The organism is Sulfitobacter sp. IGS-18, assembly GCF_059628195.1.
This window is the reverse complement of record NZ_CM184556.1, coordinates 3,644,739-3,671,502: the sequence shown is the minus strand read 5'-3', so window position 1 is coordinate 3,671,502 and position 26,764 is coordinate 3,644,739. Positions and strand designations below refer to the sequence as shown.

At 62.7% G+C, this 26,764-nt stretch carries 25 protein-coding genes; 17 read left to right on the top strand and 8 right to left on the bottom strand.

Going from position 1 to position 26,764, the window contains the following annotated elements; all coding sequences use genetic code 11:
• The first annotated feature begins 5 nt into the window (after positions 1-5).
• The 8 genes from gltB to ACWNZ3_RS17795 all read left to right on the top strand — a co-directional run bounded on the left by gltB (position 6) and on the right by ACWNZ3_RS17795 (position 12,343).
• Entirely contained in the window at positions 6-4,535 is a 4,530-nt protein-coding gene (gltB, locus tag ACWNZ3_RS17830) for a glutamate synthase large subunit (protein WP_269362549.1), read from the top strand.
• A gap of 138 nt (positions 4,536-4,673) precedes the next feature.
• On the top strand, positions 4,674-5,588 hold the full coding sequence (locus tag ACWNZ3_RS17825; protein ID WP_496900745.1) for a Hint domain-containing protein: 915 nt from the start codon (positions 4,674-4,676) through the stop codon (positions 5,586-5,588).
• Between the two features lie 53 nt (positions 5,589-5,641).
• Positions 5,642-6,340, top strand: coding sequence for an SGNH/GDSL hydrolase family protein (locus ACWNZ3_RS17820; protein ID WP_496900744.1), 699 nt, complete (start codon positions 5,642-5,644; stop codon positions 6,338-6,340).
• Positions 6,341-6,359: 19 nt separating this feature from the next.
• The gene (gene mtgA / locus ACWNZ3_RS17815; protein ID WP_496900743.1) at positions 6,360-7,091 is read left to right on the top strand and encodes a monofunctional biosynthetic peptidoglycan transglycosylase; all 732 of its coding nucleotides are present in this window, start codon (positions 6,360-6,362) and stop codon (positions 7,089-7,091) included.
• 58 nt (positions 7,092-7,149) lie between these two features.
• The gene (gene fzlA / locus ACWNZ3_RS17810) at positions 7,150-7,815 is read left to right on the top strand and encodes an FtsZ-binding protein FzlA (protein ID WP_114273884.1); all 666 of its coding nucleotides are present in this window, start codon (positions 7,150-7,152) and stop codon (positions 7,813-7,815) included.
• A 61-nt stretch (positions 7,816-7,876) separates the two neighbouring features.
• On the top strand, positions 7,877-8,905 hold the full coding sequence (gene queG / locus ACWNZ3_RS17805; protein ID WP_496900742.1) for a tRNA epoxyqueuosine(34) reductase QueG: 1,029 nt from the start codon (positions 7,877-7,879) through the stop codon (positions 8,903-8,905).
• Between the two features lie 81 nt (positions 8,906-8,986).
• Positions 8,987-10,993, top strand: coding sequence for a hydantoinase/oxoprolinase N-terminal domain-containing protein (locus ACWNZ3_RS17800; protein WP_496900741.1), 2,007 nt, complete (start codon positions 8,987-8,989; stop codon positions 10,991-10,993).
• A gap of 87 nt (positions 10,994-11,080) precedes the next feature.
• On the top strand, positions 11,081-12,343 hold the full coding sequence (locus tag ACWNZ3_RS17795) for a SulP family inorganic anion transporter (protein ID WP_496900740.1): 1,263 nt from the start codon (positions 11,081-11,083) through the stop codon (positions 12,341-12,343).
• An 83-nt stretch (positions 12,344-12,426) separates the two neighbouring features.
• Here ACWNZ3_RS17795 and msrA read toward each other — a convergent pair whose 3' ends face one another.
• Both msrA and msrB read right to left on the bottom strand, forming a co-directional pair.
• Entirely contained in the window at positions 12,427-12,936 is a 510-nt protein-coding gene (gene msrA / locus ACWNZ3_RS17790; protein ID WP_269362561.1) for a peptide-methionine (S)-S-oxide reductase MsrA, read from the bottom strand.
• Positions 12,933-13,376, bottom strand: a complete 444-nt coding sequence (gene msrB / locus ACWNZ3_RS17785; RefSeq protein WP_496900739.1) for a peptide-methionine (R)-S-oxide reductase MsrB — start codon at positions 13,374-13,376, stop codon at positions 12,933-12,935. Before msrB ends, msrA begins: the two co-directional genes overlap by 4 nt.
• A 133-nt stretch (positions 13,377-13,509) precedes the next feature.
• On the opposite strand from msrB, the gene ACWNZ3_RS17780 reads away from it, so the two are divergent.
• Positions 13,510-14,028 carry a glutathione peroxidase gene (locus ACWNZ3_RS17780; protein WP_496900738.1) on the top strand — a complete coding sequence of 173 codons (519 nt, stop codon included), beginning with the start codon at positions 13,510-13,512 and terminating at the stop codon, positions 14,026-14,028.
• Positions 14,029-14,049: 21 nt separating this feature from the next.
• Entirely contained in the window at positions 14,050-14,676 is a 627-nt protein-coding gene (locus ACWNZ3_RS17775) for a class I SAM-dependent DNA methyltransferase (protein ID WP_496900737.1), read from the top strand.
• Between the two features lies 1 nt (position 14,677).
• On the opposite strand, the gene ACWNZ3_RS17770 is transcribed toward ACWNZ3_RS17775, so the two are convergent.
• The 4 genes from ACWNZ3_RS17770 to arsC form a co-directional block, all read right to left on the bottom strand.
• Positions 14,678-15,934: a glycosyltransferase family 4 protein gene (locus ACWNZ3_RS17770; protein ID WP_496900736.1), complete on the bottom strand. Its 1,257-nt coding sequence runs from the start codon at positions 15,932-15,934 to the stop codon at positions 14,678-14,680.
• Positions 15,935-16,029: 95 nt separating this feature from the next.
• Positions 16,030-16,785, bottom strand: a complete 756-nt coding sequence (locus tag ACWNZ3_RS17765; RefSeq protein WP_496900735.1) for a class II aldolase and adducin N-terminal domain-containing protein — start codon at positions 16,783-16,785, stop codon at positions 16,030-16,032.
• Between the two features lie 109 nt (positions 16,786-16,894).
• Positions 16,895-17,317 carry a VOC family protein gene (locus ACWNZ3_RS17760; protein ID WP_496900734.1) on the bottom strand — a complete coding sequence of 141 codons (423 nt, stop codon included), beginning with the start codon at positions 17,315-17,317 and terminating at the stop codon, positions 16,895-16,897.
• Positions 17,318-17,346: 29 nt separating this feature from the next.
• Entirely contained in the window at positions 17,347-17,766 is a 420-nt protein-coding gene (arsC, locus tag ACWNZ3_RS17755; protein ID WP_114273874.1) for an arsenate reductase (glutaredoxin), read from the bottom strand.
• Between the two features lie 87 nt (positions 17,767-17,853).
• Here arsC and ade point away from each other — a divergent pair, with 87 nt between their 5' ends.
• From ade to ACWNZ3_RS17740, 3 genes are all read left to right on the top strand, one after another.
• Positions 17,854-19,650 (top strand): adenine deaminase, encoded by a 1,797-nt coding sequence (gene ade / locus ACWNZ3_RS17750; RefSeq protein WP_496900733.1) that lies wholly within the window; start codon positions 17,854-17,856, stop codon positions 19,648-19,650.
• Between the two features lie 66 nt (positions 19,651-19,716).
• Positions 19,717-21,177: an AMP nucleosidase gene (locus ACWNZ3_RS17745; RefSeq protein WP_269362577.1), complete on the top strand. Its 1,461-nt coding sequence runs from the start codon at positions 19,717-19,719 to the stop codon at positions 21,175-21,177.
• Positions 21,178-21,306: 129 nt separating this feature from the next.
• Positions 21,307-21,597 carry an HU family DNA-binding protein gene (locus tag ACWNZ3_RS17740; RefSeq protein ID WP_067297928.1) on the top strand — a complete coding sequence of 97 codons (291 nt, stop codon included), beginning with the start codon at positions 21,307-21,309 and terminating at the stop codon, positions 21,595-21,597.
• A 55-nt stretch (positions 21,598-21,652) separates the two neighbouring features.
• On the opposite strand, the gene ACWNZ3_RS17735 is transcribed toward ACWNZ3_RS17740, so the two are convergent.
• Entirely contained in the window at positions 21,653-22,021 is a 369-nt protein-coding gene (locus tag ACWNZ3_RS17735; protein WP_496900732.1) for an antibiotic biosynthesis monooxygenase family protein, read from the bottom strand.
• Positions 22,022-22,123: 102 nt separating this feature from the next.
• On the opposite strand from ACWNZ3_RS17735, the gene ACWNZ3_RS17730 reads away from it, so the two are divergent.
• From ACWNZ3_RS17730 to ACWNZ3_RS17720, 3 genes are all read left to right on the top strand, one after another.
• Positions 22,124-22,561, top strand: coding sequence for a MarR family winged helix-turn-helix transcriptional regulator (locus ACWNZ3_RS17730; protein ID WP_496900731.1), 438 nt, complete (start codon positions 22,124-22,126; stop codon positions 22,559-22,561).
• Positions 22,562-22,662: 101 nt separating this feature from the next.
• Positions 22,663-23,532 (top strand): DMT family transporter, encoded by an 870-nt coding sequence (locus ACWNZ3_RS17725; RefSeq protein ID WP_114273869.1) that lies wholly within the window; start codon positions 22,663-22,665, stop codon positions 23,530-23,532.
• Positions 23,533-23,602: 70 nt separating this feature from the next.
• Positions 23,603-24,598, top strand: a complete 996-nt coding sequence (locus ACWNZ3_RS17720; protein WP_496900730.1) for a GlxA family transcriptional regulator — start codon at positions 23,603-23,605, stop codon at positions 24,596-24,598.
• A 10-nt stretch (positions 24,599-24,608) separates the two neighbouring features.
• On the opposite strand, the gene ACWNZ3_RS17715 is transcribed toward ACWNZ3_RS17720, so the two are convergent.
• Entirely contained in the window at positions 24,609-25,724 is a 1,116-nt protein-coding gene (locus ACWNZ3_RS17715) for a polysaccharide biosynthesis/export family protein (protein ID WP_269362583.1), read from the bottom strand.
• Between the two features lie 176 nt (positions 25,725-25,900).
• Between ACWNZ3_RS17715 and ACWNZ3_RS17710 the strand changes: the two genes are divergently transcribed.
• The gene (locus tag ACWNZ3_RS17710) at positions 25,901-26,755 is read left to right on the top strand and encodes an NAD-dependent epimerase/dehydratase family protein (RefSeq protein ID WP_496900729.1); all 855 of its coding nucleotides are present in this window, start codon (positions 25,901-25,903) and stop codon (positions 26,753-26,755) included.
• The last annotated feature ends 9 nt before the right edge of the window (positions 26,756-26,764 follow it).

Here is a 26,764-nt window from a genome sequence, read left to right as displayed (position 1 = left end):
ATACCATGATCTATGATGAAAAATGGGCCGAGGACATGGCCGCCAAGCGTGCGTATCTGGCCGAGAACGGGCTTTACAGCGAAGCCGAGGAGCATTCCTCCTGCGGGGTGGGTCTGGTGGTCAATATCGACGGGTCCAAGTCGCGCGCGGTGGTGGAGAACGGTATCAAGGCGCTCAAGGCGATCTGGCACCGGGGCGCCGTGGATGCGGACGGGATGACAGGCGATGGCGCGGGTATCCATGTACAGATCCCGGTGCCGTTCTTTTACGACCAGGTGCAGCGCACCGGCCATACCCCGCGCGAGAACGAGCTGATTGCCGTGGGCCAGGTGTTCCTGCCGCGCACGAACTTCAGCGCGCAGGAGACATGCCGGACCATCGTGGAAGCCGAAGTGCTGCGGATGGGCTATTACATCTATGGCTGGCGGCATGTGCCGGTGGATATTTCGGTGCTGGGTGAAAAGGCCAATGCGACCCGCCCGGAGATCGAGCAGATCCTGATTTCCAACGCCAAGGGCGTGGACGAGGAAACCTTCGAGCGGGAGCTTTACGTGATCCGCCGCCGGGTGGAGAAGGCCGTGATCGCGGCACAGGTGCCGAATTTCTACATCGCGTCGATGTCCTGCCGCAGCATCATCTACAAGGGGATGATGCTGGCCGAGCAGGTGGCGGAATTCTATCCCGACCTGAAGGATGAAAGGTTCATTTCCGCCTTTGCGATCTATCACCAGCGCTATTCCACCAACACTTTCCCGCAGTGGTGGCTGGCCCAGCCCTTCCGCATGCTGGCCCATAACGGCGAGATCAACACGCTTCGCGGCAACATGAACTGGATGAAAAGCCACGAGATCAGGATGGCCTCTGCCGCCTTTGGGGAAATGGCGGATGAGATCAAGCCGATCGTCGCGGCGGGGTCCAGCGACAGTGCGGCGCTGGATTCGGTGTTCGAGGTGCTGGTGCGGGCCGGGCGCTCCGCGCCGATGGCCAAGACCATGCTGGTGCCTGAAAGCTGGTCCAAACAGGCCGTGGAACTGCCCCAGGCCTGGCGCGACATGTATTCCTATTGCAACTCGGTGATGGAGCCCTGGGACGGCCCGGCAGCATTGGCGATGACCGATGGCCGCTGGGTCTGCGCGGGGCTGGACCGGAACGGTCTGCGCCCGATGCGCTATGTGGTGACAAGCAACGGCATGCTGATCGCAGGGTCCGAGGCGGGGATGATTCCGCTGGACGAGGCCAATGTGGTGCGCAAGGGCGCGCTGGGGCCGGGACAGCTGATTTCCGTCGATATGAAGAAGGGCAAGCTTTACGGCGATGCCCAGATCAAGAACAAGCTGGCCGCGGCTTTGCCGTTTGGCGAGTGGGTCGGCAAGATCGTGGAATTGGACGAGCCGCTTGCGCAGGTGACCGAAAAGCCGGTCTTTACCGGCAATGAACTGCGCCGGCGGCAGGTGGCTGCGGGTTATTCCATCGAGGATCTTGAGCAGATCCTGGCGCCGATGGCCGAGGACGGCAAGGAGGCGCTGGCGTCGATGGGTGATGACACGCCCTCTGCCGTGCTGTCGAACCAGTACCGGCCGCTGAGCCATTTCTTCCGCCAGAACTTCAGCCAGGTGACCAACCCGCCGATTGACTCCCTGCGCGAATACCGGGTGATGAGCCTGAAGACACGGTTCGGGAACCTCAAGAACGTGCTGGACGAGGACAGCAGCCAGACCGAGATCCTGGTGCTGGACAGCCCCTTTGTCGGCAATGCGCAGTTCGACGCGTTGTTCAGCCATTTCAACGCGGACGTGGTGACCATCGATTGTTCCTTCGCCCCGGGTGAGGGCAGCCTCAGCGCGGGCCTGAAACGCATCCGGGCAGAGGCGGAAGACGCCGTGCGTTCCGGTGCGGGGCATCTGGTGCTGACCGATCACCTGAGCGGCAAGGACAGGGTCGCCATGCCGATGATCCTGGCCACCTCGGCGGTACACAGCCATCTGACCCGTCAGGGGCTGCGGACCTTTACATCGCTGAACGTGCGGTCGGCGGAATGTGTGGATCCGCATTACTTTGCGGTGCTGATCGGCTGCGGTGCAACCGTGGTCAACGCCTACCTGGCAGAGGATTCGCTGGCCGACCGGATCGAGCGCGGCCTGCTGGACATCTCGCTGACCACCGCAATCGCGCGCTATCGCAATGCGATTGACCAGGGGCTGCTCAAGATCATGGCGAAGATGGGCATCAGTGTGGTGTCCTCCTATCGCGGCGGTCTGAACTTCGAGGCCGTGGGCCTGTCCCGGGCCATGTGCGCGGAGTATTTCCCCGGCATGACCAGCCGGATCAGCGGCATCGGCGTGACCGGTATCCAGCGCAAGTCCGAAGAGGTCCATGCGCGGGGCTGGTCGGGCGATGGCAGCGTTCTGCCCATCGGCGGCTTCTACAAGGCGCGCAAATCCGGCGAGACCCACGCCTGGGAAGCCTCTTCCATGCACATGCTGCAGATGGCCTGCAACAAGGCATCCTATCAGATGTGGCAGCAATATTCGGCCAAGATGAAGTCGAACCCGCCGATCCACCTGCGCGATCTGCTCGACATCAAGCCCCTGGGCGCACCGATCGGGCTGGAAGAGGTGGAAAGCATTACGTCGATCCGCAAGCGTTTCGTGACGCCCGGCATGTCGCTGGGCGCGCTCAGCCCTGAGGCGCACAAGACGCTGAACGTGGCGATGAACCGGATCGGGGCAAAATCGGATTCGGGCGAAGGTGGCGAGGATCCGGCGCATTTCGTGCCGGAACCCAATGGCGACAACCCTTCGGCCAAGATCAAGCAGGTGGCGTCCGGGCGTTTCGGCGTCACGGCGGAATACCTGAACCAGTGTGAAGAACTGGAGATCAAGGTGGCGCAGGGGGCCAAGCCCGGCGAAGGTGGTCAGTTGCCGGGGATGAAGGTCACCGACCTGATCGCGCGGCTGCGGCATTCGACCAAGGGGGTCACGCTGATTTCCCCGCCGCCGCACCACGACATCTATTCGATCGAGGACCTGGCTCAGCTGATCTATGACCTCAAGCAGATCAACCCGCGCTGCAAGGTGACGGTGAAACTGGTGGCCTCAAGCGGTGTCGGCACGATTGCCGCCGGCGTGGCCAAGGCCAAGGCGGACATCATCCTGATCTCGGGCCACAATGGCGGCACCGGGGCATCCCCCGCGACCAGTATCAAATATGCGGGTCTGCCCTGGGAAATGGGCCTGACCGAGGCGCATCAGGTGCTGTCGATGAACAACCTGCGCGACCGCGTGACCCTGCGGACCGATGGCGGGCTGCGCACCGGGCGTGACATCGTCATGGCGGCGATGATGGGGGCCGAGGAATATGGCATCGGCACCGCCGCGCTGATTGCCATGGGCTGCATCATGGTCCGCCAGTGCCAGTCCAACACCTGCCCGGTGGGTGTCTGCACCCAGGACGAGGCGCTGCGTGGCAGGTTCACCGGCAGTGCCGACAAGGTGGTCAACCTGATCACCTTCTACGCGCAGGAAGTGCGCGAGATTCTGGCAAGCCTCGGGGCGCGCAGCCTGGACGAGGTGATCGGGCGTGCCGATCTGCTGGCGCAGGTCAGCCGTGGCTCCGCGCATCTGGACGACCTGGACCTCAACCCGCTGTTGATCGCGGTCGATGGGGCGCAGCACAATGTCTATGACCGGGACAAGCCCCGGCAGGCGGTGCTGGACACTTTGGACGCCCAGATCGTGCGCGATGCGGCGCGTTTCCTTGAGGATGGCGAGAAGATGCAATTGTCCTATGCGGTGCAGAACACGCACAGGACCGTGGGCACCCGCGTTTCCAGCCATATCATCAAGAAGTTCGGCATGCGCAACAAGCTGCAGGCGGATCACCTGACGGTGAAACTGACCGGATCGGCCGGGCAGTCGCTGGGCGCATTTGCGGCCAAGGGCCTGAAGCTCGAAGTATCGGGCGATGCAAATGATTATGTCGGCAAGGGCCTGTCGGGCGGCACGATCGTGGTCCGGCCCAATATGGCGAGCCCCATCGTGGCCTCGGAGAATACGATCATCGGCAATACCGTGCTTTACGGGGCGACATCCGGCTATCTGTTTGCGGCCGGTCGCGCCGGTGAGCGCTTTGCCGTGCGGAACTCCGGTGCGAAAGTGGTGATCGAGGGCTGCGGCAGCAACGGTTGCGAATATATGACCGGTGGCGTCGCGGTGATCCTGGGCGAGATCGGCGCGAATTTCGGGGCCGGGATGACCGGTGGGATGGCCTATCTGTATGACCCTGAAAATACCGTCAAGGCGTTGATGAACCGGGAGACAATTGTGACCTGCCCGGTCACGGTCGACCACTGGCTGGGCGAGCTGGAAGAGCTGCTGGAGCGTCATCTGGAGGAAACCCAAAGCCGCAAGGCAGAGGAGATCCTGCAGCATTGGGACACCGAAAAGCACAACTTTATCCAGGTTTGCCCAAAGGAGATGCTGGCGCATCTGCCTGCGCCGCTGAGCCTGGACAAGGCGGCCGTCCCCGCCGAATGAGGCTGTGAAATGCCGCGCGCCCCGCTTTGAATTGGGGCGCGCGGACCCTTTATTAGGTCATAATTGACTAAAATCCGGTCATAATGAGACCTGATTTTCCGGCGATACACAAAGCCCGCAAGAGCCGAAGGTGTATCCATGCCCGCATCCTATCAGGACCAGTTTTTCACCGTCGATCCCGGCGCCGCACCGCCCGTGGGCACGCCGCTGACCTTCCAGCTGGTGACGTTCACCGATCAGAATGACGATGGTCTGATCCGGAACAACTCGGGCGACACGTTCAACGGCACGGCGATCACCGATGTCTGGGTGGGCGATACACTGACCATCCGGTTGCCGGACAATTCCACGGTGACATATACCGGCGTGACCTTCTACCTCGCTTCCGGCGCCCCGGTCTTTACTCCGACAGACGGGCAGGTCTTGCAGAACGGGACCTTCGTTTCCTCCACCTTCGTCACCAACAGCACACAGACGCCGGTGGGCAGTTTCGGCCCCACATGTTTCACGCCCGGCACGATGATCCGGACGCCTGGGGGGCTGCGGGCCATCGAGACCCTGGAGATCGGAGATGAAGTCGAGACGCTGGACCACGGCGCACAGCCGATCCGTCAGATTCTGGCGGACAGGTTTCGGGCGGCGGGCGATGTCGCACCGATCCGCTTTGCGCTTGGGGCCATCGGAAACACGGCACCTCTGCTGGTGTCACCGCAGCACCGGATACTTGTGTCCGGGTGGCGGGCGGAATTGTACTTTGGCCAGGACGAAGTGCTGGTTGCGGCCAAACATCTGGTCAACGGAGATACCGTGCGGCAGGTGTCCGGCGGTGTGGTGACCTATGTCCATCTTGTCTTTGACCGCCATCAGATCATTTTTGGCCAGGGCATCCCGTCGGAAAGCTGTCTGCCCGCCTATGCGCTGGATGCGGCAGGGACGGCGGCACAGGCGGAGTTGCTGGCGCTTTTCCCCGACCAGATTGCAGGTCCGGCGGATGACGGGCGTGCCGTGCGCAGGGTTCTGCGGCGGGCAGAGGCGCAGATGATCGCCGCCTGAACCGACACCCCCGCCCTTTACCTCGGGCCGGGGCAGGCTAGCTGCCTTGCCTGATGATCAGACTGCTTTCCCTTTTCCTTCTGGCTGTTGCATTGCTGACCGCCTGCACCGACGCGACCCGGCGTGGCGGCGGGGACATTCTGGTGCTGGGCGATTCCGTCATGGCCTGGAACGGGGGCAGCGATGCCGCGATTCCCGATGCGATGCAGGCGGCACTGGGCCGCAATGTGGTCAGCAAGGCGGTGCCGGGGGCACAGTTCGACAATGACTCCGGTCTTGCCGGGGCGGTGGGCTTTGACATCAGGCGGCAGTTTCCCGGCGGGCGGTGGAACTGGATCGTGATCAACGGCGGCGCGAATGATTTGGGGTCCGACTGTGGTTGCGGCGCTTGCGCCGGGGTTGTGGACAGGCTGATCGGGGCAGACGGGATGTCCGGTGCGATTCCGGCTTTTGTCAGCAGGCTTCGGGCAGAAAGTGGCGCGCGGATCCTGTGGATGGGCTATTACGCGGGCAACGGCAAAGGGTCGTTCAACGGCTGTCGCGACGATCTGGTGCGGATGGAAACACGCCTTGCGCGGTTTGCCAATGCCAGCCCCCATGTCCTGTTCGTGGATTCCGAGGATGTGATCGACCCGACCGAACCGGGGAACTACGCCGCGGACAACACCCATCCATCGGCCCGGGCCTCGGCACTGATCGGGGCCTACCTGGCGCGGCAGATTGCACAAGCGGGGCGTTCACAAAACCCCTGAGCCCCCCTATAGCTGGGGGATGGCCCGCGCATCGAAAACCACACTGAAAAAGACCACGTCAAAGCCGCCCGCCCGGCGCTCGTTCAAAAAGCGGGTGACGCGGCTGGTGCTGCGGGCGGTATCGGCGGTGTTTCTGCTGGTGGTGTTCCTGGTGGTGCTGGGCGCGGTGATCAATCCGCCGACGACAGCCTATATGTTCTCTGAAAGCCGCCGGCTGGGCGGGGTCAAGCAGACCTGGGTGTCCCTGGACAGGATGGCACCCGTGATGGCGCGGTCTGCCGTGGCGGCGGAGGATGCGAATTTCTGTCAGCACTGGGGGTTCGACATGATCGCGATCCGCAAGGCGATTGCGGCGGGGTCGAACCGGGGCGCATCGACGATCAGCCAGCAGACGGTCAAGAACGTCTATCTGTGGCATGGCCGCACCTGGCTGCGCAAAGCCATGGAGGCGCTGATCACCCCGGTGATGGAGGCAGTCTGGTCCAAGCGGCGGATTGTCGAGGTTTATCTGAACATTGCCGAATTCGACGAGGGTGTTTTCGGGGTCGAAGCTGCGGCGCAGCATTATTTTGGTGTCCCGGCCTCCGACCTGTCTGCAAACCAGGCCGCACGGCTGGCGGCGATCCTGCCCGCGCCCAAGAAGAGGTCCGCGGCAAAGCCCAGTGATTATGTTCTCAAACGCGCCCGGCAGGTGCGCGACGGGGCGGCAACGATCCGCAATGACGGACGTGCGGCCTGTTTCGAGAGTTGAAAACCACCGGGATTAGGGGCATGGATGGCTCCACTCCTTTATTATCCGAAAGCTGAGTATGGCCCGTCTGTTTCACGTCCCGCTATCGCCTTTTTGCCGCAAGGTCCGCCTGAGCCTCGCCGAAAAGAAGATCGAGGTGGAACTGGTCGAGGAACGCTATTGGGAACAGGACCCCGATTTCATGCGGCGCAATCCGGCAGGCAAGGTGCCGGTGCTGCGGCTCGACGGGATCATGATGGCCGAGAGTGCTGCGATCTGCGAATATATCGAGGAAACCCGCCCCGAGCCGCCGCTGATGCCCGTCGACCCGGTGCAGCGGCTTGAAGTACGGCGGCTGGTGAGCTGGTTCGATGACAAGTTCCACCGCGAAGTGACCTCCAAACTGCTTTATGAGCGGGTCAACAAGAAGGTGATGAAACAGGGTTACCCGGACAGCACCAACGTCAAGGCGGGTGCCAAGGCGATCAAGTATCATCTGGATTACATGGCCTGGCTGCTGGACCATCGCCGCTGGCTGGCGGGCGATGTGATGACCCTGGCGGATTTCGCCGCGGCGGCGCATCTGTCGTCTTTGGATTATATCTCGGACGTGGACTGGAACCGCAGTGATGTGGTCAAGGACTGGTATGCCAAGATCAAGTCGCGGCCTGCGTTCCGCGCCTTGCTGGCGGATCAGGTGCCCGGTTTCCCGCCTCCGAAACATTACAACGACCTGGATTTTTAAGCCGCGCGCCGGGGGGCTTTTTGCCCCCCGGACCCCCCGCGGATATTTGAGGCCAAAAAGAATGGACCTGAAGGCGAAGCTGGTGGCAGAGGCGCTGCGCGAGGGGTTCGTCTCCGCGCGGATCTGCAGGCCCGATGCCGTGCCTGAGGTGCCGGGGCGGCTGCAGGCCTTTGTCGAGGCGGGATATCACGGGCAGATGGGCTGGATGGCCGAGCGGATGCACTGGCGCGGCAACCCTGCGGCGCTTTGGCCGGAGGCGCGGTCGGTGATCATGCTGGCAGAAAGCTATGCGCCGGAGCAGGACCCGCTGGCGGTGCTGGAACACCCGGAAAAGGCGGCGATTTCGGTCTATGCCCAGGGGCGCGATTATCATGATATTGTCAAGAAACGGCTCAAACGGCTGGCGCGCTGGCTGATCGCGCAGGAGCCTTGCGAGGTGAAAGTCTTTGTCGATACTGCCCCGGTGCCGGAAAAGGCCCTGGCGCAGGCCGCCGGGCTGGGCTGGCAGGGCAAACATACCAACCTGTTGAGCCGGGACTGGGGGAACTGGGCCTTTCTGGGGTCGGTATTCACCACACTGGACCTGCCGGTGGATGCGCCGGAGGCTGACCATTGCGGGTCTTGCCGGGCCTGTCTGGATATATGTCCGACAGGTGCCTTTCCCGCCGCTTACCGTTTGGATGCGCGACGCTGCATTTCCTATCTGACGATCGAGCACAAGGGCCCGGTGGACCTCGAATTGCGCGGCCTGATGGGCAACCGCATCTATGGCTGCGACGATTGCCTTGCGGTCTGTCCCTGGAACAAGTTCGCCGTCGCCGCCAGCGATCTGCGCTATCACGGGCCAGAGGTGCGCGCGGCGGATCTTGTGGCGCTGGCGGCGCTTGACGACACGGCCTTTCGCGCGCGTTTTTCAGGTTCGGCGATCAAGCGGATCGGGCGGGACCGGTTTGTGCGCAACGTGCTTTACGCCATCGGGAACTCTGGCCTGCCCGAATTGCGGCAGGCTGCGCAGGCATTGTGCGAGGACGCGGACGCCACGGTGGCCGATGCTGCGCGCTGGGCGGTTGCGTGTCTGGAGCCTGCGTAGGATTAACGCGGCCTGAGCCCTGGGGTATGGACCACGGCGCGGGGTCAGGTACACCGTTAGCGGAACAGAGTGGAGACTGGCATGGCGTTGCTGTTGGGCGTGGACACGGGCGGAACTTATACGGATGCGGTGCTGATCCGCGATGATGAGGTGGTGGTCGCCTCGGCCAAGTCACTCACCACCCGGCATGATCTGGCCGAAGGGATTGGCGGTGCCGTCCGTGCGGTGCTTGCCTCGGCCGACATCGCGCCGTCGGAGATTTCGCTGGCGTCGCTGTCGACCACACTTGCCACCAATGCGCTGGTAGAGGGGCAGGGCGGGCGCGTTGCGCTGATCTATATCGGTTTCCGAGAGCGGGATCTTGAGGCGCATGGGCTGTCCGACGCTTTGAAGGGGGATCCGGCCATCGTGCTGGCGGGTGGTCATGATCACGCTGGCGCGGAAGTGCAGGCGCTGGACGAGGCCGGGCTGATCGCCTTTCTGGAGCGTCACCGACAGGATGTCAGCGGCTTTGCCGTGGCCGGTCAGTTTGCCACCCGGAATCCGGCACATGAACTGCGGGCGGCGGAACTGGTGGCGCAGGTGACCGGGCGGCCGGTTTCGGCCTCGCATCAGTTGTCGGCAAAGCTGAACGGCCCCAAGCGCGCGATGACGGCTGTGTTGAATGCGCGGCTGATCGGGATGATCGACCGGCTGATCGGACGCGCCGAGGATGAGCTGAAGTCGCTGGGGATCACGTCGCCCATGATGGTCGTGCGGGGCGATGGTGCGCTGATTTCCAGCGCCCAGGCCCGCGAGCGCCCGATCGAGACAATCCTGAGCGGGCCTGCCGCCTCTATCGTGGGGGCGCGCTGGCTGACCGGGGCAGAACTGGCACTGGTGAGCGACATCGGGGGGACAACGACGGATGTGGCGCTGTTGCGCGGCGGCAGGCCGGCGATTGACCCGGCGGGGGCGCGGGTCGGCCCCTATCGCACGATGGTCGAGGCGGTGGCGATGCGCACCACCGGTCTGGGCGGCGACAGCGAGGTGCATTTCATCAGCGAGGGGCTGCGCGGTGGTGTCACGCTGGGGCCGCGCCGGTTGTTGCCGGTGTCACTGGTGGCGGTCGATGCGCCGGAAGTGGTTCATGATGCGCTGGATGCGCAGTTGCGGGCGGTGACGCCGGGCGAACATGACGCGCGGTTTGTGCGGGCGGTGCCCGGCCAGACCACAGAGGGGCTGGGCCTGCGCGAGGCGGCCTTGCTGGAGCGGATCGGGGCCGGGGTGCATCCCCTTGGCGACGTGTTGCGTGCGCGGATCGAACAGGGTGCGCTGAAGCGGCTGGTGGAGCGGGGGCTGGTGCAGATTGCGGGAGTCACGCCCTCTGATGCCAGCCACGTGCTGGGCCGGGTGCTGGAGTGGGACACCGCTGCCGCGCGCAAGGCGTTGCAATTGTTCGGGCGCAGGCGGACCGGGGCGGGCGATGTGCTGTCCAACAGCGCCGAGGATGTGGCGCAGATGATCGTGGACCGGCTGACCCATCAGACCTGTCTGGCGCTTCTCGAAACCGCGTTTGCCGAGGAAGATACGGTTTTCGGGATCGCGCCGGAGGCGCTGGCGCAACATGTGCTGATGCAACGCGGCATGGCGGGACATCGCGGGCTGGTGCGGTTGCAGACCGGGCTGGATGTGCCGGTGATCGGATTGGGGGCCTCTGCCGCCAGTTATTATCCGGCGGTGGGTGCGCGGCTGGGTTGCGAGATGATCCTGCCGGAGCATGCCGGTGTCGCCAATGCCATCGGGGCGGTGGTGGGGCGCGTGACGATGCGCCAGAGCGGCACCGTGACGGCACCCAGCGAGGGGAAGTACCGGGTGCATCTGGTGGAGGGGCCGCAGGACTTTGGCGATCAGCATGCGGCACTGGACCGTCTGGAAGAGGTCCTGCGCGGCCTTGCGATGGCGGATGCGCAGGCTGCGGGTGCCGCTGACATCCAGATTTCCGTGAACCGCGACATTCGCACCGCAGGTGTCGAGGCGCGCGAAGTGTTCATCGAAGCGGTGGTGACGGTGGAGGCCTCTGGGCGGCCAAGGGTGGCGGAGGGCTGACCCCGGGGCGTGCATGCCCTGCGGGCGCGGCAATCTGGCGCTCTGCTTTTGAATGACAACAGATTGTCGGAGTCCTAACGTCTGCTCATGAAACCGAAGATACTGACGACAATGCGGGGTTATACGGGATCGCTTCTGATTCAGGATGCGATTGCGGGCGTGACCGTTGCGATGGTGGCGCTGCTCCTGAGCCTTGCCATCGCGATTGCCTCCGGCGCTGATCCGGCGAAAGGGCTGGTGACCGCCATTGTCGCAGGCTTCCTGATCTCGCTGCTGGGCGGGAGCCGGGTTCAGATCGGCGGCCCGACGGGGGCGTTCATCGTCGTCGTGTTCGGGGTGATCGCGGAACATGGCTATGACGGGTTGGTCATGGCCACCTTCATGGCTGGTTTGATCCTGCTGGTGGCCGGATATTTCCGGGCCGGGGTCCTGATCCGGCATATTCCGGAGCCTGTGATCAACGGGTTCACCATCGGCATTGCCATCATCATCGCGACCAGTCAGCTCAAGGATCTTTTCGGGCTGGATGTGGCGGGGGTTCCTGCGGCGTTTCTTGCGAAGCTGGAGGTCCTTTGGGAAGCTGGTTCAAGTTTCTCTGTCGCCTCGGCGCTGATCGGGTGTGTCACGATGGTGCTGATCGTGCTTTTCCGCCGGGCGGCGCCAAAACTACCGGGGTTGATTGTCGCGGTTGCCTGCACATCCGCATGTGTGGCGATCCTCGACCTGCCGGTGGAGACCATTCGGTCGCAGTTCGGGGAGTTGCCGAGTGCCCCGGCCTGGCCGACACTGCCTGTCGTTGGGTTCGACCGGGTGATCGAGCTGCTGCCCTCGGCTGTCATCATCGCGTTTCTGGCCGGTGTGGAATCGCTGCTGTCCGCCATGGTGGCCGACAGGATGATTTCCGGGCATCACCGCCCCAATGCAGAACTGCTGGCCCAGGGGGCCGCAAACATCGGGTCCTCCTTCTTTGGCGGGTTGCCCGCAACCGGGGCAATCGCGCGGACGGCCACGAACATTAGGGCGGGCGGCAAGACACCGGTGGCCGGTCTGATCCATGCGGTGACGATTCTGGTTGTCATGCTGCTGGCATCGCGGCTGGTCGGATACATGGCGATGCCCGCGCTTGCCGGGCTGTTGATCCTGACCGCCTGGAACATGAGCGAGCCCCAGAAGTGGCGGGGCTATCTGTCGGCCCGGAAATCCGATGTTTTCCTGCTGTTCCTGACCCTGGTGCTGACGGTGCTCGCTGATCTGACGGTTGCCATCGGGGTCGGCGTTGCCCTGGGCCTGGCCTTCAGACTGCAACGCAGCAACAGCGCTGCGTCAGACTGGTCCGAGCCGGATCGCTAGATCAAAACGGTAATAACCTGGCGGCACGGTCAACAGGCCCGGGATGGTTCCCGGGTCTGTCGGATTTGAATTGTGATCGCGGTCTATTCCGCTGCGGCGCGTTTGGGTAGGACCCAATCGGCGCGGGGGAAGTGGCAGGTATAGCCGTTCGGGATGCGCTCCAGGTAATCCTGATGCTCCGGCTCGGCCTCCCAGAAATCGCTGACGGGTTCGACCTCGGTCACGACCTTGCCGGGCCAGATGCCAGAGGCCTCGACGTCGGCAATCGTCTCCAGCGCGGTCTCTTTCTGGGCCTCGTTGACGTAGTAGATCGCCGAGCGATAGCTCATCCCGCGGTCGTTGCCCTGCCGGTTCAGCGTGGTGGGGTCGTGAATCTGAAAGAAGAACTCCAGCAGCGCGCGATAGGATGTCTTCTCCGGGTCGAAGATGATCTCGATCCCCTCGGCATGGGTGCCGTGATTGCGATAGGTTGCATTGGGCACATCGCCGCCCGTGTAGCCCACCCGGGTCGAAACCACACCGGGCCGTTTGCGGATCAGGTCCTGCATGCCCCAGAAACATCCGCCTGCCAGTACTGCGCGTTCGGTACTCATGCCACGTCCTCCACCTGGTCAAGGTATTCACCGTATCCCTCGGCCTCCATGTCGTCGCGGTGGACGAAGCGGAGCGAGGCGGAATTGATGCAATAGCGCAGGCCGCCGCGGTCGCGGGGGCCGTCAGGGAACACATGGCCAAGGTGGCTGTCACCATGTTTGGACCGCACCTCGGTCCGGACCATGCCGAGCGTGACGTCGCGGTGTTCGGTCACATTGTCGATGGGTTTGGTGAAGCTGGGCCAGCCGCAGCCGCTTTCGTATTTGTCGGCGCTGGCGAACAGGGGTTCGCCTGACACGATGTCAACGTAGATGCCCGGCTCCTTGTTGCCCAGCAGCTTGCCAGTGCCGGGGCGTTCCGTGCCGCTTTCCTGTGTGACATAGAATTCTTCCGCACTAAGTGCTGCAATGGCGTCGGGGTTTTTGGTGTAGGTTGGCATGCAATCCCTCCGTGAAACTCTCAGTGCAATAGATGGTGTTTTCGCGCAAGAATGAAAGGGTTTACCTTTCCGTGCAACTCAATGTGATCCCGCGCCGTGTCTGATGGTGCAGATTGCTGAACGGAGAATGATCATGCGGTGGTTCCTGGCTTTGATCCTGAGTGCAACGCTGGCGCAGGCGGCGCCGCGCGATGTGGTGTTTTCGAATATCGACGGGGGCGAACACCGGTTCAGCCAATGGGCCGGACAGCCGGTGCTGGTGGTGAACACCGCGTCGCAATGCGGCTACACCGGGCAATATGACGGGTTGCAGGCGCTTTACGACCGCTACAGGGCGCGCGGGCTGGTTGTGCTGGCGGTGCCCTCCGATGATTTCAATCAGGAGCTGGCAAGCGCGGCGGAGGTCAAGGAATTCTGCGAGGTTTCCTTTGGCCTTGACCTGCCGATGACCGACATCACCCCGGTTCGGGGCAGCAAGGCGCATCCGTTCTACCGGGCGGTGAAGGCCGAGACGGGGTTTGAGCCGCGCTGGAATTTCAACAAGGTTCTGATCGGGCCGGATGGCCGGGTGGCTGGCACATGGGGCGCGCCGGTAAAGCCGGAATCCCCGGCGATTGTCGGTGCGATTGAGGCATTGTTAAAGTCGCGGTAGGGTCGTGGAAAAGGAGTGTTCATGACCGATCCCGACCTTGAAAAGGCCTATGCGCTGCAGACACCTGACGACAACCGCAAGCTCTATGCCGATTGGGCCGACAGCTATGACAGCGGATTTGCCAGGGAGATGGATTATCAGTTGCCGCGTATGGTGGCGCTGATCCTGGCCGAGACCTATCAGGGGGAGGGGCCGGTGCTGGACCTTGGTGCTGGCACCGGGCTGATCGCGGATCACATGCTGATGCGCGGAACGATGGCAATTGATGCGCTGGATATCTCGCCGCAGATGCTGGCCACGGCCGCCTCCAAGGGCCATTACCGCCGGACGATCGAGGCGGATCTGACCGGGCCGTTGGACATTCCTGATGCGACCTATGATGCGGTGGTTAGCTCAGGCACCTTTACCCATGGGCATGTGGGGCCGGATGCGCTGGACGAGGTCATCAGGATCGCCCGTCCCGGCGCGGCTTTTGTGCTTACCATCAACGCCGAACATTTCGAGGCACGCGGTTTTGCGGCGAAATTCGAGCAATTGGCGCCGGCCATCGCGGAGGTGGAGCACCGGCTGGTCAATATCTACGGGGGCAAGGCGGCCAAGGAACACCGCGACGACCAGGCGAGTATCGCCATTTTCCGGAAGCGCTAACTCAGCTCCCCGGCATTCTGATCTGTTTGTCCAAAGGCACCAGCGCATTGATCTGCGCGATGTGTTCCGGCAGGCATTTGGTGAGGAAATCATATTCCTTCACCACGTGGTCCCGCGCTGCCTTGCCGATATGGGCATAATCCTGCGGGTTGGCCAGCACCTTGACCACCTGTGCCGCCACCGCGTCGGGATCGAAGAAATCGACCAGCAGGCCGGTTTCGTTGTGGGTGATCGCCTCGCGGACCGGGGCCACATCCGATGCCACGATGGTGGCCCCCATCGACATGGATTCCAGCAGCGACCAGGACAGCACAAATGGCATGGTCAGGTAGATGTGGCACCGGCTGAGCTGGATCATCTTCTGGTACAGGGGGTAGGGGATATTGCCCAGGAAATGGACGCGGTCCCAGTCGAGGTTCTTGCCCACCTCTGCTTCCATCTCGGCGCGCAGCCCGCCGGGGTGCTGGCTTTTGCCGCCGTAGGAGACGTCGTTGCCGCCGACGATCAGGATGCGGGCCTCCGGGCGTTCGCGCAGGATGCGCGGCAGGGAGCGCATGAAGATGTGAAACCCCCTTGTGCGTTCGAGGTTGCGGGACACATAGGTCACCACCTCGTCCTTGCGGGTGAGTTCGCGGGACAGCCGCCCCAGGCCAAGGCTGACATCGGGGTCGGGTCGCAGTTTGTCGGTGCGGATCCCGTCGTGGCAGACATACATCCGGTCATGAAAGCTGCGCGGGAAACGGTCGCGCTGCCAGTAGGTGGGGCAATGGCCCAGGTCGACGGTTTCGATATTGGCCAGCGGCACGGCATTGCGCGCATGCATCATGAAGGGGGCGTGATCCGATATGGGTTCATCGGGGTCAAAGCCGACGGAACCGCCCGTGAGGTTATAGTAATATTCAAAGAAGCCGATGATCGGCACATCCGCCCAGATCTGTTTGAAGAAGGTCAGTTCGCCCCAGCCAACGTGACCGACCACGATGTCGGGCCTGAAGCCTTCCTGCAGTTCGATCCGGCGGGCGGCCACCGCTGCGCCAAAGCCCGCGCCGGTGGCTTCCTCCCAGACACGGGACAGGCCATAGGCGTCTTTCGCCGGGGTGCGGTGGGTCTGGTACTTGCGGGTCTCGACCCCCGGCAGGTCTGGCGCGTTCTTGCGTTGCGTCAGGAAATAGATGCGGTGCTGGCCGGTCGCCGCCAGCCATTGCACAAGTTCGCGGTACTGGCCGGGCATGTTCTGGTGGACGAAAAGAATGTTCATGTGCGGGCCCTGTCAGCGCGTGATTTCAGGCAGATAACCAAAGCCGGGTGGCAATGGCAACGCGTGCGGCATCGCTGTGGTTGACAGGGCAGATGTTACCGCGCGTAATCGGACCCTTCCGAGTCAAGGATCGCCTTGAGTTCGGTCAGGTGCCGTGCATCCTGTTCGGGATAGTTTTCAAGTTCCTGCGCGGCCTTTTTCGCGATGTCATCCGGGATGCGGCGCAGCGGCATGCCGGTTTGCAGGGCCTTGATATAGGTCTCTGCCGCACGCTCGAAATAGTAGAGGCGGTTGAACGTCTCGGCCACCGTCTCGCCAATCACCATGACCCCGTGCGATCCCATGACCATGACCTTGTGTTTCGGATCTGACAGAAGGGCGGCGCAGCGGTCGCCTTCGTCCTCAAAGGCAAGGCCGCCGTAATCCTCGTCGATCACGATACGGTTGTAGAAGGTGCAACAATTCTGGTCGATGGGGGGCAGGCGGCTGTCCTGCAGGCAGGCCAGAACCGTGGCGTGGATGGAATGGACATGCATCACGCAACGCGCGTGGGCGCAAGCGCGATGGACGCCGCCGTGCAGGCCCCAGGCCGTGGGGTCCGGCGCGTTTGGCCCCGACAGGGTTTCTGGATCATTGGCGTCAATCAGCAAAAGGTCACTGGCCTTGACCCGCGAAAAATGCACCTGATTGGGATTCATCAGGAATTGCGTGCCGGCATCATCCACGGCGAGAGAGAAATGGTTCGCAACCCCCTCGTGCATGTTCAGCCTTGCAGTCCAGCGAAAAGCGGCGGCGAGGTCCACGCGTTCCTGCCAGTAATCCATGTTCGGTTTCATTTGGGTAACGGTCATGATGCGGCTCCTTCGGGCTGACACTAGACGATGACACAGATTTTCCAAGGCCCGGCCCGGCAGGTCATGTCGTTTGTGATCCGCGCCTCGGAAAAAGGCGGCGTTCTGGTCAGGTCAGCGGTCGGCTGGGCACCCAGGCATAGCCGTTTTCGCACAGAATATAGGCTTCGCGCAGGCCGTGGGGTTTGTCGGTGGGGGCCTGCAGGACGGTGCCGCCCGCTGTTTCTGCCTTGCTGCAGCTGGCTTCGGGGTCGCTGTCATAGAGCCTGATCTCGATGCCGCCGCCGCGCGGGGGGCTTTCGGGCAACAGGCCCAGCAGCGGATTGCTGTGATAGGTGCCATCGCTGTGCAATTGGAACACCTGATTGCCGTAGGTCATGATCGCAAAGTCAGCGGTGGGCTGAAAAGCCTTCATGCCGAAAACCTGTTCCAGGAAGGAGACCTGCCGCGCCACATCGCGCACCAGCAGGTTCAGCCCAAGTCCGCGCAGGGAAGCACCGAAATCTTCCGGGGTAATGTCGTCGTAGTTCATGGTGCCCTGCCGGTTGTTGCCCGAACAGTCTAGGCGCGGTTGCCTTGGGCGTCTATCAGCAAGTCCCCGTCTTCCTTGTGGTAGGGTCCCTTGGGCCAGGTCGGCAGCAGGTCGAGTACGGTTTCGGAGGGGCGGCACAGCCGGACGCCCTGCGGGCAGGCGACGATGGGGCGGTTGACCAGCACGGGATGGGTCAGCATCGCCTCCAGCAGGGTGTCGTCGCTGACGTCGGGGTCAAGCAGCCCAAGTTCCGCCGCCGGGCTTTTGCTGGTGCGCAGGGCGGTGCGCGGCGTCAGCCCCGCCGCCGCAAAAAGCGCCAGAAGCTGTCCACGGGTCCAGCCGGTATCGAGATAGGGGATGACTTCGGGCTGATAGCCCGCGTCGCGGATGATCTGCAGCACGTTGCGCGATGTGCCGCAGTCAGGGTTATGAAAGATCACGATGTCCATTCGGCCTGCATAGGCGGGTAATATGACAGTTTCAAGAAACCCGGCGTCGCCCCTTGCACGCGGTCGCGATTCTTGATCCATTACGCCATGACGCAAGATATTTTTCCATCATGGCCCGATAGCGCCGCGCAACTGGTCGATGTAGCCGCCGGTCGCGCCCCTGCCGACACGATCATCCGGGGGGGTGTCTGGGTCAATGTCCATACCCGCGAAACCCTGGCCGACCATGACATTGCCATCGTGGCGGGGCGGATCGCCTTTGTCGGACCGGACGCAGGGCATTGCCGGGGCGCGCACACGCGGATCATCGAGGCCGAAGGCCGCTACATGATCCCCGGTCTTTGCGACGGACATATGCATATCGAATCCGGGATGCTGACCCCGGCGGAATTTGCCCGCGCCGTGATCCCGCATGGCACCACCTCGATGTTCACCGACCCGCATGAGATCGCCAATGTGCTGGGACTGGCCGGCGTGCGCATGATGCATGACGAGGCGCTGATGCAGCCGGTCAACATCTTCACCCAGATGCCCTCCTGCGCGCCTTCTGCGCCGGGAATGGAAACCACGGGTTTCGAGATCAGCGCCGAGGATGTGGCCGAGGCAATGGCCTGGCCCGGCATCATCGGGCTGGGCGAGATGATGAACTTTCCCGGGGTGTCCAATGCCGACCCCCAGATGCTGGCCGAGATCGCGGCAACCCAGCGGGCGGGCAAGACGGTGGGCGGGCATTATGCCTCGCCCGATCTTGGCCCGGCCTTTGCGGCCTATGTGGCGGGCGGGCCTGCGGACGATCACGAAGGCACCTGCGAGGCGGATGCGGTGGCGCGGATGCGGCAGGGCATGCGCTCGATGATCCGGCTGGGCAGCGCCTGGTATGATGTGGAAAGCCAGATCACCGCGATCACGGAAAAGGGGCTGGATTCGCGCAACATGATCCTGTGCACCGACGATTGCCACTCCGGCACGCTGGTCAATGACGGGCACATGAACCGGGTGGTGCGCCATGCCATTGAGTGCGGTTGCGACCCGCTGGTGGCGCTGCAGATGGCAACGATCAACACGGCAACGCATTTCGGGCTTGAGCGTGAGATCGGGTCGATCACGCCGGGGCGGCGGGCCGATGTGATCCTGACGTCGGATCTGAAGACCCTGCCCATCGAACTGGTGATCGCACGGGGGCAGATCGTGGCGCAGGACGGCGTATGCCTGACCGAATGCCCGCATTATGACTGGCCGCAAGAGGCCCGGAAGACGGTGAAAATGGCACGTGATCTGGTGGGCGATGATTTCGCCATTCCCGCGCCGGAGGGGGCCAATGGTGTCACCGCCAATGTGATCGGCGTGGTCGAAAACCAGGCCCCCACCAAGGCGCTGCAGTTCGAGCTGCCGGTGACGGAAGGCCGGGTTCAGGCCACCGGCGAGGTTTGCCAGATCGCGCTGGTCGAACGGCACCGGGCGACGGGCGGGGTGGTCAATGCCTTTGTCTCGGGCTTTGGCTATGAGGGGCGGATGGCGATGGCCTCGACCGTGGCCCACGACAGCCACCACATGATCGTGGTGGGCACCGATGCCGACCAGATGGCGCTGGCGGCGAACCGGCTGCGCGGCGTCGGCGGCGGTATCGTGATCTTTCGCGACGGGCAGGAGCTGGCGCTGGTGGAACTGCCCATCGCGGGCCTGATGTCGGACAGCCCGGCAGCGGAGGTTGCGGCAAAGACCCAGGCGATGATGCAGGCCATGCGCGACTGCGGCTGCAAACTGAACAATGCCTATATGCAGCATTCCCTGCTGGCGCTGGTGGTGATCCCCGAATTGAGGATCTCTGACCTGGGGCTGGTGGACGTGCGCAGATTTGAATTTACCGATGTGATCGTGTCGTAACATCGCGCAGCTATCACGCGGGGAAACGAGGGCAGGACCGCCCCAAAAACAAAAGAAGGAACCGATATGAAACTGAAAACACCAGATACCCCGAAGGCCGAGGCCTTTACCGATGCCACCGCAGCCGTGGACAGGCTGACAGCACTTTATAATCAGGCAACGGCCTTTCTGCGCGACAGCTTTGAAACCGTGACACAGGCAGCGGAGGATGGCACCCGCATTCGCGCCTATTACCCCGAGGTGCGGTTCACCACCTCAAGCTATGCGCATGTGGACAGTCGGCTTTCGTTTGGCCATGTGTCCTCGCCGGGCACATTTTCGGCAACGATCACACGGCCGGACCTGTTCCGGCACTACCTGATCCAGCAAATCGGCCTGCTGATCGAGAACCACGGCCAGCCGGTTGTCATCGGCACCTCGGATACGCCGATCCCGATCCATTTCGCGGTCACCTCGGAAACTGCCATCAACCTGCCGCAGGAAGGGGCGGGCAATTTCATCCTGCGCGATGTCTTTGACGTGCCGGACCTGAGCACGACAAACGATGATATCGTGAACGGCACCTTCGTCGAAACCGACGGGGTGCGCCCGCTGGCACCCTTTACCGCGCAGCGCGTGGATTATTCGCTGGCGCGTCTGGCGCATTACACCGCCACGGCCCCCGAACATTTCCAATGCCATGTCATGTTCACCAACTACCAGTTCTACGTGACCGAGTTCGAAGCCTTTGCCCGCGCGCAGCTGAACGACCCGGACAGCGGCTATACCTCCTTTGTCAGCACCGGAAACGTGGAGATCACGGATGGCGACACAGCCATTCCGGATACGATCAAGACGCCGCAGATGCCCACCTATCACCTCAAGCGGGCGGACGGGTCGGGGATCACGCTGGTCAACATCGGTGTCGGCCCGTCCAACGCCAAGACGGCAACCGATCACATCGCGGTGTTGCGGCCCCATGCCTGGCTGATGGTCGGCCATTGCGCCGGGCTGCGCAACACCCAGGCGCTGGGCGATTTCGTGCTGGCCCATGCCTATCTGCGCGAAGACCATGTTCTGGACGATGACCTGCCGATCTGGGTGCCGATCCCGGCGCTGGCGGAAATCCAGATCGCGCTGGAAAAGGCCGTGGCCGAAGTGACCCAGCTTGAAGGCTATGAGCTGAAGCGGATCATGCGGACCGGCACCGTCGCCACCATCGACAACCGCAACTGGGAGCTGCGCGACCAGTCCGGCCCGGTGCAGCGGCTCAGCCAGTCGCGATCCATCGCGCTGGACATGGAAAGCGCGACCATTGCCGCGAACGGTTTCCGGTTCAGGGTGCCCTATGGCACGCTTTTGTGTGTTTCGGACAAGCCGCTGCATGGCGAATTGAAGCTGCCCGGCATGGCGTCAGACTTCTACAAGACACAGGTTTCGCGCCATCTGATGATCGGAATCCGGGCCATGGAAACGCTGCGAAGCACCCCCCTGGAGCGGATTCACAGCCGGAAATTGCGGTCATTTGACGAAACGGCCTTCCTTTGACGGCGAAAAACCGCGAAAAAGCGAAGAAAATAAGGATTTTCGACCTACAACGCGTTGTGTTGCCCCACAACATACCGTTACATTCTGCACACGAGGCCCCAAATTCGGGCAGTCTAAGGAGATAAGAACATGGCAACCAAACCAATGACAAAGACTCAGCTCGTCGCCGCGCTGGCGGAACAGATGGGTTCTGACAAGAAATCGGCAGGCGCCGCACTGGAAGCAGTCTGCGACCTGATCACCAAGGAAGTGTCCGCAGGCGGCGCAGTGACCCTGCCCGGCGTCGGCAAGATCTATTGCCGCGAACGCCCCGAGCGTATGGTGCGCAACCCCGCCACCGGCGAACAATTCAAGAAAGACGCGGACAAGGTGGTCAAGATGACCATCGCGAAAGCGCTTAAGGACAGCGTGAACGGTTAAGCCGTCACCTTACGCTGACTTGAACAATTGACTGGGCCGCCTTCGGGCGGCTCTTTCAGTTTTCAGGGTCCTGTCGCAGCATGCGATAGAGCATCGGGTGAAACTTCAGCCCCTGGACCTTGGGCGTCTCAGCTTCCTTCAGTGCCTTGGCCGCTGCGTGGAAATGCGCCGGGCTTTCCCATTCGGCGATATTGACCAGTCGGAATGTCGCGCCTTCATCGAGGGCGGTGTGCAGGCTGGTGGCGACATAGCCCGGCTGGGCCTTCATCACATCACGGGCGGCTTCCCACATGGCGACGGTTTCTTCATAGCGCTCTTCGGGCACTTCAAAGACGTTGATGAGTGTAACGGTCTGCTGCGCCATGGCGGCACCTCCTGCGATCAGAATGGCTGTGGTGAGGGCGGGTGGAATCAATCGGAACATGTGATTTCTCCTGGCTTGAATAGCATGCTATGTATATTTGTCTGATGGTCTGGTCAAGGATTTTGTATAGCATGCTGTTGAAATTCCGGTTAGGGTCTCCTCATGTCGCACTTCAAGGACCAATCGGCCGGTTATCTGGTCAATCATCTTGCCCGCCTCATGGAGCAGGCGCTGGCGGAAGCGATTGGCCCTCTGGGCCTGTCGCCGGGGCAGTTTCCCACCCTTCTCGCCCTCTGGGAACGGGACGGGCGGACACAGGCTGAACTGGTCCGGGAGGTGGACGTGGAACAGGCGACGCTGGCGCTGACACTCAAACGGATGGAGCGGGACGGGTTGATCCGGCGCAAGCCGAACCCCGATGATTCCCGCTCGCGACTGATCTACCTGACACCCCATGCAAAGGCGTTGGAAGAGCGCGCACTCGCCCTGGCGGCCGGGGTAAACGACCGCGCGCTGGCAGATCTGGATGACAAGGAGGTGCCGCATTTTCTTTCCCTTGCAGCGCGCATGATCCAGACCTTGCGCAAAGGGTCCGATTGATTTCTGGCCATTGCCTTGCCTGATTGTTACAGGATGCAGAGGCGCAGGCACACGGTTGCCCTTCCCTGAAGTGATCCGAGGCAGTTACGTAAAGGCAGAACATGGATATTCGCGCAATTCTGGCGGGTCTGGTCTTTGTCGTGATGTGGTCCTCGGCCTTTTCCTCTGCCCGGATCATCGTCGAATATGCATCGCCGCTCTGGGCGCTTTCGGTGCGCTATCTGATTTCCGGCCTGATTGGCGTGGGGATCGCGCTTGCGCTGGGCCAAAGCTGGCGGCTGACCCCGGCGCAATGGCGGGCGACGATTGTTTTCGGTGTCTTGCAGAACGCGACCTACCTTGGCCTGAACTTTGTCGCCATGCAGACCGTCGAAGCGTCTCTGGCCGCGATCATTGCCTCAACCATGCCCCTGTTGGTCGGCTTTGCCGCCTGGGCCTTTCTGGGCGAACGGTTGCGGCCGCTGGGGGTGGCGGGGCTGCTGGCCGGGGTGGTCGGCGTGTTCATCATCATGAGCGCCCGGCTGAGCGGCGGCGTGGACCTGACCGGCGTCCTGCTTTGCGGCCTGGGTGTGATGGCGCTGACGGCAGCAACGCTGCTGGTGCGCGGCGCGACCTCGGGCGGGAATTTCCTGATGATCGTGGGCCTGCAGATGCTGGCGGGCTGTGTTGCGCTGGCGCTGGCGGCGCTGCTGTTCGAGACGCCGCGTCTGGACCCCAGCTGGCCGCTGTTCTTTGCCTTCGTCTATACCTGTTTCGTACCGGGGTTGGCCGCGACGATGATCTGGTTCTGGCTGGTCAATCGACTGGGGGCAACGCGGGCGGCGACCTTTCATTTCCTCAACCCGTTCTTCGGGGTCGCCATTGCGGCGCTGCTGCTGTCCGAGCCGCTGGGCGCCAGTGACATCCTGGGTGTCCTGATCGTGGCGCTGGGCATTCTGGCGGTGCAGATTTCGCGGCAAAAAAAGCAATAAGTGTCGTAAGCGGCATCTGCTGTCGCAGATATTATCGCGCCGCGCTCAGGGCCGGGCCCAAGATGAGGCCATGTCGGTTGAACCTGATCCATTGCCGCGTTCTTATGCGTTCTTGTTGATACCCGGCTTTTCAACGCTTGGCTTTGCCTGTGCCTTGGATTGCCTGTCACTTGCCAATCATCACCCTTCGGGCAGGCGGTTCTATTCATGGCGTCTGTTGTCCGAAAAGGGGCAGCCCGTCGCGGCCTATAACGGGGTGCAGGTGAATGTGGATGCGGGGCTGGTCGAACTGGACCGGCGTGAGACGCTGATCGTTTGTGCGGGCGAAAATGCAGGGGCGGGCAGTTCGCGGGCCGTGCTGGACTGGCTGCGGCGCCAGACGCGCAAGGGCATGGATTTCGGGGCCCTGTCCTCCGGCACCTATACGCTGGCGCTGGCGGGGCTGATCGGCGGCAGGCGTGTGACGACCCATTGGGAGTACAAGACCGCCCTGACGGAGATGCTGCCCGATGTCATCATGCAGGACACGCTCTATTCCGTGGATGGCCGGATCTTTACCTCGGCAGGCGGGGCGGCTTCGATGGACATGATGCTGCACCGGGTCCAGGCAGACTATGGGGAGGACCTGGCCGCATGGGTGGCTGACCAGATGGTATATTCCCTGCCGCGCCCGGAAAACCACGCGCAGCGCAGGTCGCTGCAACCCCGTGCCGATGTGCGAAATCCAAAGTTGCTGCTGGCCTTGCAGTTGATGCAGGCAAATCTCGAAGAGCCGCTACGCCCGGACGAGATCGCGGAATTGGTCAAACTGTCGAGCCGCCAGCTGGAGCGGCTGTTCGCGCGGTATCTGAACACGTCGCCCAAGCGTTATTACCTGCAGCTGCGGCTGGAGAAGGCGCGCCATCTCTTGCGGCAAACCGGGCTGAGCGTGACGGAAGTCTGCGTGGCCTGCGGTTTCCGGTCGCTTTCGCATTTCTCGAAAAGCTACCGGGCCACATTTGGCATCCCGCCCGGCGCGCAGTCGGTGGATGGCAAGGCGTTCTGGCAGCCCTCCGGTCAGACCTGAGCCGGTCTGATCAGTTCGAAGAAAGGTTGCTGGCGGTGTTCACCACACCAAAGACCGATCCGACCAGCCCAAGAACGGTACGTGTATCGGTCAGGTTCGATTCGGTCGCCAGAACCAGATCGCCGGACTGGATCATGAAGTTCCGCGCCGAGAAAAGACCGTCAGAGGAGGTCAGGTCGATGGTGAAGACCACCCGCTGCTTGCGGGGACCCCGCACGCCGGCACTGACGGCCGAAGCGGGATACTCCCGCAGGACAAGAATGCCGCGCGGGTCGGCGCGGGCATCGTTGACGCCGCCGATGATGGCCAGGGCATCCAGTGCGGACACCTGGTCGCGGTTGAAGTCGTGCTGCGCCTCGCGCCCGGCGGCACCCAGCGACAGGAAGTAACGCCTGTCAGCCTCGACGATCACCTTGTCACCGCCTTGCAGACGGGTGTCGAGATGGGGGTTTTCGTAAAGCGTGCTGACCGAGGTTGCATAGATATTGCTGCCGCGTACCAGTTTCACCTGAGGGTTATCCAGCGCCGCGCTGACACCGCCCCCGGCCGAAATTGCGGCCAGAACGGTGAAATTCTGGTCCGGCAACAGGATATTGCCCGGCTTGCTCACGCCGCCGACGAGGTCGATGGAGTTGCCGCGACCTTCGGCCATCGAAAGCTGCACCTGCGCCGAGGGGACAATCGCCTCAAGCTGTCGCTGGATCAGCTGGCGGGCGCTGTCGGGGGTCCGTCCCGACACCTGAACCTTGCCGATGTAAGGCACGAAGACGGAGCCGCTCTCGGACACGCGGATGTTGGGCAGAGTTGCAACCCGTTGTTCGTTCGAGGTCAGCAGGGAATTGTCGCCGCTGTCCCAGACCAGGATGGCAAGCTCATCTCCGGGGCGGATGATCTGCGCGTTAGAGCCGCGGCTGTTTCCGATCCAGGCATGTCTCTTTTCACCAACGCTGGGCCAGTGCTGCACGCTGGGCAGAAAGGCGCGGGTCACCGGATAGACCGCGATGTCAGAAGTTGGCGAATCCGCGTTGCGGGTGATTTCGTTCTGTACGGCAGCGCCGCGCGGAAGTTGGGAGCAGGCGGAAAGTGCCACTGCGAGGAAGACGCCAAAACACCGTTTTACAGTCATGCGCATTATTCTACTCTGCTCACTTCTTGTGATCCCGCAGACCGGGGCTCAATGTTCCCATACGCAATGACGCGGCTGTTGAAAAGCACGGCGGTATAAAAAAGGGTCGCGATTGGATATCTGTTTCGGGCAAGATACCTGCTGTAAGGTACAGGTCAACGATTTCGGGCGGGACGATGCGAAATAGCGGGGTATTGCTGCTTGGGGCATCCGGGCGTCTTGGCAGAATGGTGCAGGCCTTCTGGCCGGCAGATACGGAACTGATATGTCACAGCAGGTCTGTGCGACCGGGATATGTCAGTTTCGACCCGCTTTCGGATGCCGAGGCGCTTTGCGCAGCGATGGAAGGGCGGCGTGCGGTGTTGTGCCTTTCGGGGATCACGCCGGCACATGCGGCCGCCAGCGGAAATCCGCTCTCTCTCAATGCGGCATTGGCGCTTGCCGCCGTCCGCGCGGCGGGCCGGGCGGGGGTGCCACGGCTTCTGCTGGCCTCTTCCGCGGCTGTTTACGGCGCGGCCCAAGGTCCGCTGAGCGAAGACATGATCTGTGAACCGGCTTCGGAATACGGACAGGCAAAGCTGGAGATGGAAAGGGATGCCTTTGCCACTGCCAGAGACTGCGGTCAGGCGGTGACGATGTTGCGTATCGGCAATGTCGCCGGGGCCGATGCGATCCTCGGCGGCTGGAAGGAGGGCATGCAGCTTGATGTTCTGCCTGACGGGACGACACCCGCGCGCAGCTATATCGGGCCGGCAAGCCTTTCCCGTGCGATACATCGTCTATGCACCGCGGACGACCTGCCCGGGATTGTGAATGTCGCGGCACCCGGCGTGGTCCATATGGGTGCGCTGCTGGATGCCGCCGGTCGGGCCTGGACTGCCCGCGAAGCCGGACCTGCGGCGATCGCGCGGGTGGAGCTGGAAACGAAGCGACTTGAAAAGCTTGTCGAATTCGCGCCTAACGCGGGACAGGCGCAGGGCCTTGTCGCGGAATGGCGGGCCTACCTGGCGCAACCCGACAGTTCTCAGTGAAGGCGATCG

Coding starts and splice junctions, on each gene's coding strand:
- gltB (WP_269362549.1), top strand. CDS start 6: ATGATCTATGATGAAAAATGGGCCGAGGACATGGCCGCCAAGCGTGCG.
- ACWNZ3_RS17825 (WP_496900745.1), top strand. CDS start 4,674: ATGCCCGCATCCTATCAGGACCAGTTTTTCACCGTCGATCCCGGCGCC.
- ACWNZ3_RS17820 (WP_496900744.1), top strand. CDS start 5,642: ATGATCAGACTGCTTTCCCTTTTCCTTCTGGCTGTTGCATTGCTGACC.
- mtgA (WP_496900743.1), top strand. CDS start 6,360: ATGGCCCGCGCATCGAAAACCACACTGAAAAAGACCACGTCAAAGCCG.
- fzlA (WP_114273884.1), top strand. CDS start 7,150: ATGGCCCGTCTGTTTCACGTCCCGCTATCGCCTTTTTGCCGCAAGGTC.
- queG (WP_496900742.1), top strand. CDS start 7,877: ATGGACCTGAAGGCGAAGCTGGTGGCAGAGGCGCTGCGCGAGGGGTTC.
- ACWNZ3_RS17800 (WP_496900741.1), top strand. CDS start 8,987: ATGGCGTTGCTGTTGGGCGTGGACACGGGCGGAACTTATACGGATGCG.
- ACWNZ3_RS17795 (WP_496900740.1), top strand. CDS start 11,081: ATGAAACCGAAGATACTGACGACAATGCGGGGTTATACGGGATCGCTT.
- msrA (WP_269362561.1), bottom strand. CDS start 12,936: ATGAGTACCGAACGCGCAGTACTGGCAGGCGGATGTTTCTGGGGCATG.
- msrB (WP_496900739.1), bottom strand. CDS start 13,376: ATGCCAACCTACACCAAAAACCCCGACGCCATTGCAGCACTTAGTGCG.
- ACWNZ3_RS17780 (WP_496900738.1), top strand. CDS start 13,510: ATGCGGTGGTTCCTGGCTTTGATCCTGAGTGCAACGCTGGCGCAGGCG.
- ACWNZ3_RS17775 (WP_496900737.1), top strand. CDS start 14,050: ATGACCGATCCCGACCTTGAAAAGGCCTATGCGCTGCAGACACCTGAC.
- ACWNZ3_RS17770 (WP_496900736.1), bottom strand. CDS start 15,934: ATGAACATTCTTTTCGTCCACCAGAACATGCCCGGCCAGTACCGCGAA.
- ACWNZ3_RS17765 (WP_496900735.1), bottom strand. CDS start 16,785: ATGACCGTTACCCAAATGAAACCGAACATGGATTACTGGCAGGAACGC.
- ACWNZ3_RS17760 (WP_496900734.1), bottom strand. CDS start 17,317: ATGAACTACGACGACATTACCCCGGAAGATTTCGGTGCTTCCCTGCGC.
- arsC (WP_114273874.1), bottom strand. CDS start 17,766: ATGGACATCGTGATCTTTCATAACCCTGACTGCGGCACATCGCGCAAC.
- ade (WP_496900733.1), top strand. CDS start 17,854: ATGACGCAAGATATTTTTCCATCATGGCCCGATAGCGCCGCGCAACTG.
- ACWNZ3_RS17745 (WP_269362577.1), top strand. CDS start 19,717: ATGAAACTGAAAACACCAGATACCCCGAAGGCCGAGGCCTTTACCGAT.
- ACWNZ3_RS17740 (WP_067297928.1), top strand. CDS start 21,307: ATGGCAACCAAACCAATGACAAAGACTCAGCTCGTCGCCGCGCTGGCG.
- ACWNZ3_RS17735 (WP_496900732.1), bottom strand. CDS start 22,021: ATGTTCCGATTGATTCCACCCGCCCTCACCACAGCCATTCTGATCGCA.
- ACWNZ3_RS17730 (WP_496900731.1), top strand. CDS start 22,124: ATGTCGCACTTCAAGGACCAATCGGCCGGTTATCTGGTCAATCATCTT.
- ACWNZ3_RS17725 (WP_114273869.1), top strand. CDS start 22,663: ATGGATATTCGCGCAATTCTGGCGGGTCTGGTCTTTGTCGTGATGTGG.
- ACWNZ3_RS17720 (WP_496900730.1), top strand. CDS start 23,603: ATGTCGGTTGAACCTGATCCATTGCCGCGTTCTTATGCGTTCTTGTTG.
- ACWNZ3_RS17715 (WP_269362583.1), bottom strand. CDS start 25,724: ATGACTGTAAAACGGTGTTTTGGCGTCTTCCTCGCAGTGGCACTTTCC.
- ACWNZ3_RS17710 (WP_496900729.1), top strand. CDS start 25,901: ATGCGAAATAGCGGGGTATTGCTGCTTGGGGCATCCGGGCGTCTTGGC.